This is a genomic window from Devosia pacifica (genome assembly GCF_014652635.1).
GTDB classification, from domain to species: domain Bacteria; phylum Pseudomonadota; class Alphaproteobacteria; order Rhizobiales; family Devosiaceae; genus Devosia; species Devosia pacifica.
In genome coordinates, this window is record NZ_BMZE01000002.1 from 782,643 (window position 1) to 797,576 (window position 14,934).

General features: G+C 59.8%; 14 protein-coding genes. 13 read left to right on the forward strand and 1 reads right to left on the reverse strand.

Translation table 11 applies throughout. The features are described from left to right. Positions 1-20: 20 nt before the first annotated feature. Both IE127_RS10905 and IE127_RS10910 read left to right on the forward strand, forming a co-directional pair. Entirely contained in the window at positions 21-2,246 is a 2,226-nt protein-coding gene (locus IE127_RS10905; protein WP_189425698.1) for a chemotaxis protein CheA, read from the forward strand. A 44-nt stretch (positions 2,247-2,290) separates the two neighbouring features. Then, positions 2,291-2,782, forward strand: coding sequence for a chemotaxis protein CheW (locus tag IE127_RS10910; protein WP_189425699.1), 492 nt, complete (start codon positions 2,291-2,293; stop codon positions 2,780-2,782). A gap of 164 nt (positions 2,783-2,946) precedes the next feature. Here IE127_RS10910 and IE127_RS10915 read toward each other — a convergent pair whose 3' ends face one another. Next, positions 2,947-3,273, reverse strand: coding sequence for a hypothetical protein (locus IE127_RS10915; RefSeq protein WP_189425700.1), 327 nt, complete (start codon positions 3,271-3,273; stop codon positions 2,947-2,949). Positions 3,274-3,454: 181 nt separating this feature from the next. Here IE127_RS10915 and IE127_RS10920 point away from each other — a divergent pair, with 181 nt between their 5' ends. From IE127_RS10920 to IE127_RS10970, 11 genes are all read left to right on the forward strand, one after another. Then, entirely contained in the window at positions 3,455-4,045 is a 591-nt protein-coding gene (locus IE127_RS10920) for a chemotaxis protein CheD (protein WP_189425701.1), read from the forward strand. Between the two features lie 71 nt (positions 4,046-4,116). Then, on the forward strand, positions 4,117-4,962 hold the full coding sequence (locus tag IE127_RS10925) for a CheR family methyltransferase (RefSeq protein ID WP_189425702.1): 846 nt from the start codon (positions 4,117-4,119) through the stop codon (positions 4,960-4,962). Next, the gene (locus IE127_RS10930; protein WP_189425703.1) at positions 4,959-6,005 is read left to right on the forward strand and encodes a protein-glutamate methylesterase/protein-glutamine glutaminase; all 1,047 of its coding nucleotides are present in this window, start codon (positions 4,959-4,961) and stop codon (positions 6,003-6,005) included. The genes IE127_RS10925 and IE127_RS10930 overlap by 4 nt, the downstream gene beginning before the upstream one ends. Positions 6,006-6,106: 101 nt before the next feature. Beyond that, the gene (locus IE127_RS10935) at positions 6,107-6,496 is read left to right on the forward strand and encodes a response regulator (protein ID WP_189425704.1); all 390 of its coding nucleotides are present in this window, start codon (positions 6,107-6,109) and stop codon (positions 6,494-6,496) included. 176 nt (positions 6,497-6,672) lie between these two features. Next, positions 6,673-7,275, forward strand: a complete 603-nt coding sequence (locus tag IE127_RS10940; protein WP_210310477.1) for a hypothetical protein — start codon at positions 6,673-6,675, stop codon at positions 7,273-7,275. A 15-nt stretch (positions 7,276-7,290) separates the two neighbouring features. Continuing rightward, a complete protein-coding gene (locus tag IE127_RS10945; RefSeq protein ID WP_244640119.1) occupies positions 7,291-9,252 on the forward strand; it encodes a methyl-accepting chemotaxis protein in 1,962 nt (653 codons plus the stop codon). An 89-nt stretch (positions 9,253-9,341) separates the two neighbouring features. Beyond that, positions 9,342-11,048 carry a methyl-accepting chemotaxis protein gene (locus IE127_RS19815; RefSeq protein WP_189425705.1) on the forward strand — a complete coding sequence of 569 codons (1,707 nt, stop codon included), beginning with the start codon at positions 9,342-9,344 and terminating at the stop codon, positions 11,046-11,048. Positions 11,049-11,179: 131 nt separating this feature from the next. After that, positions 11,180-12,781, forward strand: a complete 1,602-nt coding sequence (locus tag IE127_RS10955; protein ID WP_244640121.1) for a methyl-accepting chemotaxis protein — start codon at positions 11,180-11,182, stop codon at positions 12,779-12,781. 73 nt (positions 12,782-12,854) lie between these two features. Continuing rightward, positions 12,855-13,250, forward strand: a complete 396-nt coding sequence (locus IE127_RS10960; RefSeq protein WP_373297308.1) for a methylglyoxal synthase — start codon at positions 12,855-12,857, stop codon at positions 13,248-13,250. 143 nt (positions 13,251-13,393) lie between these two features. Then, positions 13,394-14,176 carry an ABC transporter ATP-binding protein gene (locus IE127_RS10965; protein WP_189425707.1) on the forward strand — a complete coding sequence of 261 codons (783 nt, stop codon included), beginning with the start codon at positions 13,394-13,396 and terminating at the stop codon, positions 14,174-14,176. Positions 14,177-14,228: 52 nt separating this feature from the next. Then, positions 14,229-14,933, forward strand: a complete 705-nt coding sequence (locus tag IE127_RS10970; protein WP_189425708.1) for an ABC transporter ATP-binding protein — start codon at positions 14,229-14,231, stop codon at positions 14,931-14,933. The last annotated feature ends 1 nt before the right edge of the window (position 14,934 follow it).

Consider the following 14,934-nt stretch of genomic DNA (forward strand, 5'->3'; position numbering starts at 1 on the left):
GGCGGGCAAGCAGGACGATCATGAGCGAACTCGACGAATTCAAAGCCACCTATTTTGACGAATGCTCCGAGTTGCTGAACGAACTCGAGGAGCAGTTCGCCGCGATAGAAGGCGGAGACCGCGGAGCCGACCGGCTCAACGCGGTGTTTCGCGCGATCCACTCCATCAAGGGCGGCGGCGGCGCGTTTGGCTTTGCCGACCTCGTCGGCTTTGCGCATGCCTATGAGTCGCTTCTCGATCAGGTTCGCGACGGCCGCGTTGCGTTGACCAACGAAGTCGTTGCGTTGTGTATCCGGGCGAACGACATCGTCGCGGATCATATCGAGGCGGCGCGCAGTGATTCGCCTCTCGACGCGGGCTATGGCCAGGCCGAAAAGGAACGGTTCGAGAGTCTTTGCCACGGTGAAGGCAATGGCGACGACGAGGGAATGGAGGAGTTCGATATCGACTTCACTCCGGTCCGGGTAGACCTCGAGGCGGTGGAAGATGCCGAACCGGTGCTCGAGACCCTCGCCGATACCGACACCTTCGGTGAAGCGACGATCGAGGAGCCGTCAGAGTTGAAGGCATGGCGCGTAACGTTCCAGCCGCACCGCGATCTTTATGCGCGGGCAAACGATCCGCTCCTGCTTTTGCGCGAACTTTCGACGCTCGGCGAAGCCAAGGTCACAGCCCATCTTGGTGAGGTTCCGGCGCTCTCGGGGTTTGATCCCTTTGCAGTCTATTGTCACTGGACGATCGATCTGGTGTCGGGCACGGCTGGCGAGACCGAGATTCGTGAGGTCTTCGAATTCGTCGAGGGCGATTGCGATATCACCGTCGAACCGCTCGACAGCCAGGCAGAGGATGCACCTTCGGCACCGGCCGCCGAGTCGACCGATTCCATAGAGGCGTTCGATCAGGGGTTTGGCGATCTGCTTGCGGAAGCTGAACTTGACCCGCCGAAATCGCTGAGCCTGGTTGAGGAAACCCAGGCGGATGAAGCGCTGTCTGCAGAAGCGCAAAAGGCCGCGCCGCCACAGGCCCCAGTGGCGTCTGGTGTGAGCGAGGATTCCGGACGCGGGGCCGGCATGCAGTCGATCCGCGTCGATCTCGACAAGGTCGACCGTGTGGTCAACATGGTCGGGGAACTCGTCATCACCCAATCGATGCTGACCCAGCAGATGGATGAGACCTTGCGTGCCCGATACACCGAGTTGGTGCGCGGCCTCGAGGTTCTGGCGCAGACAACGCGCGGCCTGCAGGACTCGGTGATGGCGATCCGCGCCCAGCCGGTGAAGTCGGTGTTCTCACGGATGCCGCGGCTCGTGCGCGAACTCGCCACAAAGACCGGCAAGAAAATTCGGCTCGAGACGATCGGCGAGCAGACCGAGATCGACAAGACCGTCATCGAGCAGCTTTCCGATCCGCTGACCCACATGATCCGCAACTCCGCGGATCACGGCATTGAGCAGGCCGAAAAACGCCTCGCCAAGGGCAAGTCCGAAACGGGCACTATCCGCCTTTCGGCAGAACAGGCGGGCGGCAACATTCTGATCATCGTCGAAGACGACGGCGCCGGCATCAACCGCGAACGTGTTCTCAACATCGCGCGTGAAAAGGGCATCGTTGCGCCTGAGCAGCAAATGTCGGACGAGCAGATCGACCAGCTGATTTTCGCGCCCGGCTTCTCGACGGCGGAAGCCGTCAGCGATATTTCGGGCCGTGGTGTCGGCATGGACGTCGTTCTCGCCAACATCAAGAAGATTGGCGGGTCCGTGCATGTTCGTTCATGGCCGGGGCAGGGCACACGCATGACCTTGCGCTTGCCGCTGACACTGGCCGTGCTCGACGTCATGCTGGTGCGACTTGGCGGCAGCCCCTATGTCGTGCCGCTGTCCTCGATCGTTGAAACCATGCAGTGTGCTCGAATTGCTTTTGAACGCACGCCGACCGGTGGGCAGGTGATGCAGGTGCGTGGCGACTACGTTCAGGTCATCGATCTCGCAAAACGGTTCGACATGCCTACCGACGTTGCGCCCGAAAGCCGTTTCGTCGTGCTTTGCGAGGCCGAAGGCGGGGTCAAGGTGGCTTTGGTCGTCGATGACATCATCGGTCAGCAGCAGGTCGTCATCAAGAGCCTCGAAGAGAACTTCGAGCGCGTGGAGGGCATCGCCGGCGGTACGATCCTTGGCGATGGCAACGTCGCGCTGATTGTCGACGTGCAGGGCCTTCGGGGCAATTTCACACATCAGAACGCCGCCTGACCGCGATAGCGGGTCGCGGACAGGACTAGAGAAGGAACCGTCACATGGAATCCCTGGCACTTAGAGACGATGCCATCGATAACGGCGCCACGATTGTGGGCCAGAACGCCTTGCAGTTGATCGCCTTTTCCATCGGCGAGCAGACCTATGGCGTTGAGATAACGACAGTACGCGAAATCCGCGCATGGAATGGCGCGACGCCGCTGCCCAATACGCGTGAATTCGTCCGCGGCGTCATCAATTTGCGCGGCACCATCGTGCCGATCTTTGATCTGCGTGCGCGCTTCGGCGATGGCCAGACCACTCCGACCAAGACGCACGTGGTCGTGGTCCTCAGCGTCGGCGACAAGTGGGTCGGCATTCTCGTTGACGCAGTGAGCGATATTCTCACGGTCTCACGTGACGAAATCCACGTCGTGCCGGAAGGCAACGCCATCGATGCGGAACTGCTCAATGGCATCGTCACGCATGACTCGCGCATGGTGGGTCTGATCGATCTCAATGCGGTGATTTCCGGTACACGGCTTGACGCCTGACCGCAGCTAGACATCGCGGCCGGGAGCATCACTCCATCTATCCTGACAATTGAAAAAGGCGCTCGCCATCGCGGCGGGCGCCTTATCCGTTCCTGCTTTCGCCGGCGAGCGGCTGCCTATCGCCCCCGATAAAAGGCTAAGCAAGCGCTCTTACGGCTACACTATTAGAACAGGTCCGGCTCTCCGTGGCCTTCCTGAGCTGCTGCGCCGGATAATTCGGCGAGCCTTAATTCGTCAAGCGTGAGTTGAGACCACACATCCTCGTAGTCGCTATCGTCGTTGCGTGCAGGCAACATCGCGAAATGCCGCGCAGCATGAGCAAGATTTTTGCAACGCTGCTCAATCCGGTCCTGACCCTGCAGCGTCGAGACGATCATGCTCGTCGCCTGCTGCCGGGCGGCCTCAGGATTCTCGCTGCCGCTGGCCAGTATTTGAAGAGCATTTGTAATGCCGTCAACAAGTTCCGCACTCTGGCGTGCGGTTTCGTCCAACTCGTTTGCAAGTCTATATAGAGTCATGGCTCACCCGAAAATTCGCCGTCACTATGAACGAGAAAATCTAAACCGGTGCTTGAAAGCATTGTGAAATGTTACGCATGCGTAGGGCGTGGTTAGCGTTTCCCTAACCTGTTGATCGTAGCCTTTGCGCGAAGACCAGTATTTAGGCGAGCGCATGTCTGCTGCACAATCTTTGCCATCAGAGTTCGATCGCGGCATCGTCACGACTGTGCATCAGGGCGATTGTGCCGTCTCCGGCGACGCGGGACTGACCTATTCCACCGTCCTGGGTTCGTGCATCTCCGCGTGCATTTATGACCCGGTGGCGCGTGTCGGCGGGATGAACCACTTCCTGCTCGGTATGCAGTCCGGTACGGCGAAAGACCGCTACGGGGCCTCGGCGCGCTACGGGGCGTTCGCCATGGAACAATTGATCAACCTTGTTTTGTCACGTGGCAGCGGACGCAAGTCCAATCTCAGCATCAAGGTATTTGGCGGCGGCAAGATCAGTGCTGCACTCGATGATGTCGGGGCCAAGAACGTCGAGTTTGTGCGCGAATTCCTGGCGGCCGAAGGTTATGCCATCGCGAGCAGCGATCTCGGCGGCAATTTCGCGCGGCGCGTCTTGTTCAAGCCGGTGAGTGGCAAAGCGTTCGTCAAGCGCCTCGACAGCAGCGCGGAGGCTGGCGTCGCCCGCGAGGAAATCGCCATCGTCCGGCGCGGGCCCGTCGTGGCACCGGTCGACAACGATATCGAATTGTTCTGATAAGAGCCGTCCCGCACGGTTGAAGAGTAAGCTTAGTGCGCAGGCAGTTGCGCCTCGGGGAGTGACACGAAATGGAGCATCAGGAGTTGGCGCTCAGCGACAAGGAGTTCGCGCGGATCAAGGCACGCGTTTACGACCTGGCTGGAATATCACTGTCGGACTCCAAGCGCACTCTGGTGATCTCGCGGTTATCGAAGATCATCCGCGCGCTCGGACTCGAGACGTTCGAGGCGTATGTCGAGCGGCTTGAACGCGGCGCGTCGAGCGCCGACACTCAGGCTTTCGTCAACGCCCTGACCACCAACCTCACCCGGTTTTACCGTGAGGACCACCATTTCGCGCATCTGAGCGAACATGTGGGGCGCCTGATATCGTCGCGTCCGCGTGGCCAGCGCCTGCGCATCTGGTCGGCTGGATGCTCGACGGGACAGGAAGCCTACACGGTCGCGCTTGATCTGCTGGCCAACCATCCGGAGTTGAAGCGCTGGGATTTTCGCATCCTCGCCACCGACATCGATACGGCGGTTCTGGAGCGCGCCGCAGAAGGTCGCTATCCAGCATCGGAATTGTCGGGACTTTCGGCGAGCCGTGCCGGCCTGTTCGAAAAGGCGGCAGATGGCAGCATTGTCATTCCGTCGGCTGCGCGCCAGCTGATCGCCTTCAAGCCGCTCAACCTCATGACTGACTGGCCGATGAAAGGGCCGTTCGACGCGATCTTCTGCCGAAACGTGGCGATTTACTTCGACAAGCCGACGCAGGCCCGTTTGTTTGCTCGTCTTGGCGAAATGCTGGCGCCAGACGCTTTTCTTTACATTGGTCACTCCGAGAATGTCGGCTCCAGCTCGTCGGGTCTGCGGCTTGTCGGCAAGACGATCTATCAGTCCCGCCAGGGCGTTAATGGGCAGGTGGCAGCATGAGCATCAGGGTTCTTGTCGTCGACGATTCCGCGCTTATTCGTGACGTTCTCAAGAAAATGCTCGAACGCGAAGGCGACATCACCGTTGTCGGTACCGCGCGCGACCCGATGGAGGCACGCGAGAAGATCAAGGCCCTCGATCCTGACGTCGTGACACTCGACATCGAGATGCCCAACATGAATGGCCTCGCCTTTCTCGAGCGGCTTATGCGCTTGCGGCCGACGCCGGTGGTGATGGTCTCGACGCTGACAACGAAGGGGGCGAGCGAGACCTTGCTTGCGCTCGAACTGGGGGCCGTCGACTTCGTAGCCAAGCCGAATGCCGATCTCAGTGGCGGGCTCGAGACGTTCGGCATCGGCTTGCGCGAGCGGATACGGGCGGCAGCCCGTGCCGACGTGCGCGCGCGCTCGCAGCGTGAAACTGGTACACAAGCGCCGTTGAAGTGGGCGGGATCCCCGTCGGGGGCCCTGATCGCAATCGGCGCGTCAACCGGCGGGGTCGAGGCGATCCGTGCTGTGCTCACGAGGTTGCCGGCCGATGCGCCCCCGATCGCCATCGCCCAGCACATGCCGGCCGGGTTCACCAGCCGCTTTGCCGCGCGCCTCAACGAATTGTGCCCGCATACCGTCGTTGAAGCAGAAGACCGAATGCAAATGCGCGCCGGCCACGTTTATATCGCGCCTGGCGACTATCATCTGAGGATAGAGCGCAGCTCAGGCATCCTGAAGTGTCGCGTTGAGCACGATGAGCTGACGAGCGGGCATCGCCCAAGCGTCGATGTGCTGTTTTCTTCGGTAGCCAAAGCCTTGGGCTCTCTGGCTGTTGGCGTGCTGCTGACCGGCATGGGCCGTGACGGAGCAACCGGCCTTGGCGAGATGCGGAAAGCCGGAGCGCACACGATCGGCCAGAACCAGGCGAGCGCGCTGGTTTACGGAATGCCGCGTGTTGCCTTCGAGGAAGGCGCGGTCGTTGAGCAGGCGCCGATCGACGCCGTGGCAGAGCGGGTGGTCCATGCGCTCACACGACTGCGTAAGGCGGCGTGACGAATGCCGAGCCGTCGGTTGATAGATTTGTAACTCTTGTTTTCTAACGTGGAGTGGCCGGGCCTGGAGCGCGGCTATTCTGTTCAGGTGGATGCTAAGACATGCCCAAGGCTAGCGCGCTCAGCGTTATGATTGTCGACGACCAGCAGTCGATGCGCGGTATCTGTAAGTATATTCTCACGCAGCTTGGCTTCAAAGACATCGTGGAAGCCAAGAGCGGGCGCGACGCGTTGGGTAAGCTGGAGAAGGGGAATGTCGACCTGATCATTTCCGACTGGAACATGGACGATATTGACGGACTGACCTTGCTCAAGGTGATCCGTAAGCATCCGCGCACCCAGGCCATGCCATTCATCATGGCGACTGGCCGCTCCGATAAGGAACAGGTCAAGGAAGCGATTTCGTTCGGTGTCAATAACTACATCATTAAACCGTTCGATGCCTCGACAATGAAAAAACGTATCGAGGCGGTGATCGGCGCGCTAACCTGATTGTCCAGCCATGCGGCACATATAGTCGCGGCAGACTATACGATCACAGAATTCTCGAAACTACTCGATGGGCGGCAGTTCCACTGCCGCCTTATTCGTGTTTTTCTACTCGAATTAATCCGACATTAAGCGGGCTCCATATATTCTGTCGTGGACTTTATTCCATGGAGCAAGCGATGGCAGGACTGTTCTATACATTCAGGCGATGTTCGACCCTTATTCTTGCCGGTGCTTCGTGCCTGATGGTTCCTGTATCTGCGGGGGCGCATGAGTTTACCGCAGCGCTGGAGCAGATGGCCCACGATCACATCGCTCACATTGCCAGCGACCCAGATATTGTTCGCGCCGTAAAAGAGCAGAACCTGCAAACGGCGCTGCTTGGCGATGCGGAAATCGAAGCTCTTGATCAGACCTGGCGCGCGGAAGTCGACGCTGTCGATCAACCTTTCATCTCTGAAGTCATGGGCAAACCCGGCTCAACCCTCCTGTTCAACTATCAGGAACAGGCAGAAGGCCTTTTTACCGAGATGTTCGTCACCGACGCACGTGGTCTCAATGTTGTGCAGAGCACGATGACTTCGGACTATTGGCAAGGGGACGAAGACAAGTGGCAGCAAAGCTTCGGACAAGGTCCAGGCGCCATTCACATCAGCGACATCGAGTATGACGACTCGAGCCAGGTCTTCCAAAGCCAGGTCAGTATTCCTGTCGTTGATTCCATCACCAATGAAGCGATCGGTGCCATCACAGTTGGCGTCGACTTGTGGTACCTCGAATAATCTGGGGCTGAACAGATGAAGCTTTCACTTGCACAAAAGATCACCGGACTTGTCAGTCTCGTCACGATTGTCCTGGTCATCACAGTTACTTTGCTCGGCAACTGGTTGTCTCTGCAGTTCACCACCAAGGAACTCATTCAATCTGAAAATCAACTGATTGAACTTCTGGGACGGCAGTCGGCTGGCTTCATCCGGTTCGGCAAGAGCGAAAGCCTGAGCCAGCAATTCGAAGAGTTCCAGGCTGACGCGGCGATCGATTTTGCCGCTGGTGCCGCGTTCGGGCTCGATGGCAGCGTGCTGAGCGAAAGCCGCGCACCTGACCAAGCCGGGCTGGACCTTGCGTCCCCTGCGGCAGAGGCGATGCAATCGGGCACGACCATCTCCTACGTTTATGGGCAAACCCATGTCACAGCCACGCCGGTCTATTTCGGCATCAGTCAGAAGCTGGCGGGCGCGCTCGTGATTGCCTGGGACATGACCGGCAGCACCAATGCGGCAATCGGCAATGCTGTCACGGTCACCCTGACAGCGCTGGGCATCCTCGCTGTGGGCCTCGTCGGATTGGCGTTGTTTCTCAACCGCTTCCTCTCCCGTCCGATCCGCGCGCTGACAAAGGTCTCGACCCGTATCGCCAATAACGAGTTCGACGTCGGGATCGACGGCACCGAGCGCAAGGACGAGCTTGGCGAGATGGCGCGCGCCATTGAAGTGTTCCGGCAGAATGGCCTCAAGGTCTATGAAATGACGGAGGCGGAGGCTGCCCGCGTACTGTCGGCCGAAAAGGAGCGCCGGGCCATGATGAGCCAATTGCAGGGCGCGTTCGGCGAGGTGGTCGATGCTGCCGGTAGCGGCGACTTCACGCGGCGCGTCGAGGTAGAATTTCCTGACGCGGAACTGAATACACTCGCTGCGGGGGTCAATCGGCTGGTGGCCAGCGTCGATGAAGGCTTGACTGCCACCGGCCAGGTGCTGACCGCCTTGGCGCAGACCGACCTGACGGTGCGCATGGAAGGATCTTTTGAGGGCAGCTTCGCGCGGTTGCAATCGGATACCAACTCCGTGGCTGAAACGCTCACCACGCTCGTCGAGCGGATCAAGACCACCTCGCGTGCACTCAAGACGGCTACGGGCGAAATCCTTGCGGGCGCCAATGATTTGTCGGAGCGGACCACGCGTCAGGCGGCGACCATTGAGGAAACGTCAGCCGCGATGGAGCAACTTGCCAATACGGTGCTGCAGAATGCGGAGCGCGCCAAGGAAGCGAACGGCAATGCTGCAGCGGTGGCAAAGACCGCAGAAGACGGTGGCGAAGTGATGAGCCGCGCAACCCTTGCGATGGACAAGATCACGCAGTCCTCCGCCAAGATCTCCAACATCATCGGCATGATCGACGACATCGCTTTCCAGACGAACCTTCTGGCGCTCAACGCCTCGGTTGAGGCTGCCCGCGCCGGCGAGGCCGGCAAGGGCTTCGCTGTCGTGGCAGTCGAAGTGCGGCGCCTGGCGCAGTCTGCGGCGCAGGCCTCCTCCGAGGTTAAGGTGCTGATCGAGCAGTCGGCGGACGAGGTCGCAAGTGGCTCGAAGCTGGTGACGGAGGCCTCGACGAAGCTCGAGGCAATGCTGGAAGCTGCGCGCGCCAACAACACACTGATCGAAGGCATCGCACGCGAAAGCCGCAGCCAGGCCTCAGCCATCGACGAAGTGAACGTTGCGGTCCGCCAGATGGACGAGATGACTCAGCACAATGCGGCGCTGGTCGAACAAACAAACGCGGCCATCGAGCAAACGGAATCGCGTGCAAGCGAGCTCGATACCATCGTCGAGGTCTTCCGTACCAACAGCAGCCCTGGCGGCAATGTTGTTGCAACGATCTCGCCTTCGGAACCGGCACCCGCGCGCGGCAAGCCACGGCAGGCGGCCAAGGCCTATCTCACCGACGGCAACGCTGCTATTTCCGACGACTGGAACGAATTCTAGCGTAGATTTACGAGGTCTCGACCTCGCCCCAAATTAAGCGGAGCGACGGACACTATACTGTGTTCGTCGCTTTTGCATTTGAGGGGCAAATGTTGTTTTCTCGTCGTCGCGCCTATGAAGACAAGTCCAAGATTGATGCAATTTCGCGCTCTCAGGCGGTGATAGAGTTCTCGCTGGACGGCAACGTCCTCTCGGCCAACGAGAACTTCCTGAAGACATTGGGCTATGAGAGCGCGGAGATCCTTGGCAAGCATCACAGGATGTTTGTAGCCGATGATCATGCGAAGTCTCCTGAATATACGGAGTTCTGGCGATCGCTTGCTGCTGGAGAGTTTGTCTCAGGCGCCTTCAAGCGGATTGCCAAGGGCGGGCGAGAAATCTGGATCCAGGCCTCGTACAATCCGATTTTCGACAAAGCCGGGCGGCCGGTAAAGGTGATCAAGTTCGCAACGGACATCACCGAGCAGACCCGCCGCGCGCTGGATAGCGCCGGAAAGATGGCGGCAATCTCTCGTTCTCAGGCTGTGATCGAGTTCAATCTCGATGGCACGGTGATAACCGCCAACGACAATTTTCTCGGCGCGGTCGGCTATTCCCTCGACGAGATCAGGGGGCGCCACCATCGCATGTTCTGTGATCCTGGCTATGCAAGTAGCGATGAGTACGAGGATTTCTGGCGCCGTTTGCGCGGCGGAGACTATATGTCGGCCGAGTACAAGCGGATCGGCAAAGGCGGTAAGGAAATCTGGATCCAGGCAAGCTACAATCCCGTGCTGGATGCCGATGGAAAGCCGATCAAGGTGGTCAAGTTTGCTTGTGACATTACCGAGCGCAAGCGCGGTGAAGGCATTATGGACTTGCTGACCGAAAGCCTCGAGAAGATGTCGAAAGGCGATCTGACCGGGCGAGTGGATACCCAATTTACCGGACGCCACGAAGAGTTGCGGCAGGCCTACAACGCTACGCTCGACAAGCTGGTGTCGATCGTCTCCGGTCTTCGCGAGACTTCGGCACGCGTCCGCGACGCGACCGGTGAGATTCTCTCCGGCGCCAATGACCTCGCGCAAAGAACCACACGGCAGGCGGCGACGATCGAAGAAACCTCCGCCTCAATGGAAGAATTGTCCGAGGCGGTGGTCACCAATGCCCGGCATGCAGATGCAGCGAGTGGAAAGGCGCGTGCGCTGACCGAAAGCGCACGGACCGGTGGAAAGGTGATGAATGAAGCGACCGAGGCGATGCAACGGATATCGGCCTCATCGCACAAGATTTCGAGCATTATCGGGATGATCGACGACATCGCGTTTCAGACCAATCTCTTGGCGCTCAATGCCTCGGTGGAGGCCGCGCGAGCCGGCGAAGCCGGCAAGGGCTTTGCCGTGGTTGCCGTGGAAGTCAGGCGCCTGGCGCAATCAGCCGCGGAAGCCTCATCAGAGGTGAAGGCCCTGATCGAACAATCCTCAAGCGAAGTCGGTAGTGGCGCCAAGCTTGTCACGGAAGCCTCACGCAGCCTCGAGAGCATACTGAGCGGAGCGGATGAGAGCGCCGAACTGATCGAACGCATTGCGCGCGCTGGCCAGCATCAGTCGACAGCCATCGAGTCAGTGAATACGGCGATCCGGCAGCTCGACGAGATGACTCAGCACAACGCTGCTCTGGTGGAAGAAACGAACGCCGCGATCGAACAGACCGAAGGCCAGGCCCGTGAACTCGATCGTCTGGTCGAAGCCTTCAGATTTGGCAGTGGTACTTCTGCCCAGAAGCGGCCACCCCCTCGCGCACGTGTCGCCGCCTAAACAAGCAAGACCACCGTATTAGTACGAGGTCTCGATAACAGGCTGTTATATAGTTCTGTCGTAGCATTTAAGTGGAAGGCAGTGCCCAATTTTGAGACCTGTCGAAGTTCTGGCAATAAATGGTACGCTGAATGACCAAGACCCCGGCTAGTGACAGCCTCTCAACACGTTTGTCTTTTATTGGCCTCGATGCAGAGGCCAGTCAACGCATGGCAACGATGAGTGGGTCCGTAGAAAAGCACCTGCCTGTTGCCCTGGAGCTTTTCTACGACAAGATCTCGGAAGTCCCGGCAGTCTCCAAGTTCTTCTCCGGCCGCGACCAGATGAGCCGCGCCCAGGGCAAGCAAACCGGCCACTGGCAGGCCATCGCGGCAGGGCGCTTTGACGGTGCCTATTTCGAAGCCAGCCAGAAGGTTGGATTGCGCCACGCGCAGATTGGGCTCGAGCCGCGCTGGCATATCGGCGGCTATGGCGTGATTGTTCAGACCCTTATTCAGGGCGTTCTGCGGGATGCGATGGCAGAGGCATTGCGCCCTGAGCCCGGTCGGTTCGGCCGTAACAAGCCGCTCGATCCCGATGCGGTGATGAAAAAGGTCGACAATCTCGGCATCGTTTTGTCGGATATCGTCAAGGCGATGTTGCTCGACATCGACATCGGCGTCAGCGCCTACTTCGACAAGCTCACCAGCGAAGCCGCTGATGCCGAAGCTGCGAATGCGGCGAAGATCAAGAAGGCCGTGGATGTGACCGGCGCGGTTCTCCAGGATCTGGCGCTGGGGGACCTGACCGCTCGCGTGAGCGAGGATCTCGATCCGGCCTTCAGCCAGATCAAAAACGATACCAATGCCGTTGCCGATCGGCTGACGGGGATAGTCAGGCAGTTGCGCGATACCTCGCGAGTCCTCAAGACGGCGACAGGGGAAATCCTATCCGGCGCCAACGATCTGGCCGATAGAACCACGCGCCAAGCGGCAACCATCGAAGAAACGTCTGCTGCCATGGAACAGCTGGCGCAGACCATTTCCGATAATGCCGGTCGCGCGTCAGAGGCGAGTACAAAGGCGAAATCAGTTTCCTCGAGCGCTGAGGACGGCGGGCAGGTTATGTCCCAGGCGACCGAGGCCATGGAGAAGATCTCCAGTTCATCGAGCAAGATTTCCAAGATCATCGGGATGATCGATGACATTGCCTTCCAAACCAATCTGTTGGCGCTCAATGCCTCGGTAGAGGCAGCACGCGCAGGCGACGCCGGCAAGGGCTTTGCTGTGGTAGCCGTCGAAGTGCGCCGGCTGGCGCAATCGGCGGCCTCGGCTTCATCCGAGATCAAGGCACTTATCGAGACGAGTTCGGAAGAAGTGCTCGCTGGCTCGAAGCTGGTCGATCTTGCCTCTGAAAAGCTGGTTCAGATCGTCTCGGGCGCGCAGGAGAGCGCCAGCCTGATCGATGCCATTGCCAGCGCGAACAAAGCTCAGTCCGATGCGGTCAACGAGGTCGGTACAGCGGTGCGGCAGATGGACGAAATGACACAGCACAATGCTGCGCTGGTCGAAGAGACGAATGCAGCGATCGAACAGACCGAGGCCCAGGCCACCGAACTCGATGGTATCGTCGAGATATTCAAGCTCGAGGCGTGGTCGCCGCAGGTTGTCGACGCTCGCGGTTCTCACGCTGCTCCGTCTCGGGGCGCGCGCAAAAGCGGCGCAAGTGCTGCGCCCGAATGGGCCGCCTTCTGACACGAGCCTTGGCTCTTCATTCCCGGTCCGCTTGCGGCGACGTTGCGCGCGTGATTGAACAGGCGCGACAGGGATGGCTGTGGGGGCTATGATGGCGCGTATCGGCTTGGTGGCGCACGACGACAAGAAGGCGGAGATGGTCGAGTGGGCAAAGCGCCACAGTGACCGGCTCTGCCGTCACGAACTCTTCGCAACTGGCACTACGGGCGGTCGCATTCGCGACGAGGCCAAGCTTGAGGTCTATCTGTTCAAGAGCGGGCCGCTCGGCGGCGATCAGCAACTTGGCGCCCGCATTGCCGATGGCGGGCTCGACGCTCTGGTGTTTTTCATCGATCCGCTGACGGCTCTGCCACACGACGTTGATGTGAAGGCGCTGACGCGTCTTGCAACGCTCTATGGCACGCTTTTCGCCTGTAATCGGGCGACCGCCGATGCTGTTCTCATGGCTCTCGAGGCGGAAAAGCGTTGACAAAGCCGCCGCCGATGAACAGAGGAGCGGGCTGGACAGCCGGGTCAGGTTGACCGCATACCGCCATTATGAGCAGATGCCCGGAAAACGGGCCCCGCGGAAACAGCGGGCTCAATTAGTCAGGAATACGGATCACGCCAATCGTGTCGCAAGACCTCGTCATTGACGTGCGCAACGTCACAAAACATTTCGGCGGCATCGCGGCTGTCGAAGACTGCTCGCTCAGCGTTCGCCGGGGCTCCATCACCGGTCTGATCGGGCCGAATGGTGCCGGCAAGTCGACGCTGTTCAACATGGTCGCTGGCAATATCGTGCCGGATAGCGGCCAGGTGATCTTCGATGGCGCGGATGTGACGGGCATGCCGCCGCATGATCTGTTCCGGCGCGGGATGCTGCGCACATTCCAGATCGCCCACGAGTTCTCCCATATGACGGCACTTGAGAACCTGATGATGGTGCCGGGAGACCAGCCGGGCGAACATCTTGGAAACGTCTGGTTCCGACCATTTTCAGCTTCGCAGCGTGAGCGTGACGTTCGCGCCAAGGCGCTCGATGTCATTGACTTCCTGAAACTCGGGCATGTGCGCGATGAACTGGCGGGCAATCTGTCGGGCGGGCAAAAGAAGCTTCTGGAACTGGGGCGCACGATGATGGTCGACGCCAAGGTGGTTCTCCTCGACGAGGTTGCTGCAGGCGTCAACCGGACGCTTCTGAACGACCTCGCGGGCAACATCGAACGCATGAACCGCGAACTCGGCTACACCTTCTTTGTCATCGAGCATGACATGGACCTGATAGGCCGGCTCTGCGATCCGGTGATCGTCATGGCGCAGGGCAGCAAGATCGCCGAAGGGCCGATGGCCGAGATCCGCTCCAACCCAGAGATTATCGAGGCCTATTTCGGCTCGCCCGTGGAGGTCGCGTGATGACCATTCTAGCGCCTCGCGATACGTGCACCCCTCGGATCGGAGCGTGCGCATGGCTGTGATCGAACTCAAACACGTGGTTGGCGGCTATGGCGGGGCGCCGATCCTCAACGGCGTCGACATGTCCATCGAGAAGTCCGATATCGGCGTGATCGTCGGGCCGAACGGTGCCGGCAAGTCGACGACCCTCAAGGCCATCTTTGGACTCTTGCAGGTGACCGGCGGCAGCATCGTGTTCGACGGCGAGGACATCACCAATGCGCAGCCAGACCGGCTGGTGCCGCTCGGGCTGAGCTTCGTGCCTCAGGAAAAGAACGTTTTCACGACGATGAGCGTCGAGGAGAACCTCGAGATGGGCGCCTTCGTGCGCCGCGATGACTTCTCTCAGACCATGCAGTGGGTCTACCACATGTTCCCCGTGCTGGCCGAGAAGCGCCGGCAGCCGGCGGGCGAGCTTTCCGGTGGACAGCGTCAGATGGTGGCGATGGGTCGGGCGCTGATGTCGAACCCTAAGCTCTTGATGCTCGATGAGCCCTCAGCCGGGCTATCACCGCGCTATGTGATCGAGATCTTCGAGACCATCGTCAACGTCAACAAGGAAGGGGTCGGCATTCTGATGGTTGAACAGAACGCCCGTCAGGCCCTTGCCTTTGCATCGCGCGGTTTCGTGCTCGCCAACGGGCAGAACCGCTTCACCGGGACCGGAGCGGAATTGATCGCCGATCCGGAAGTCGCCCGCAGTTTCCTCGGGGGTTAGG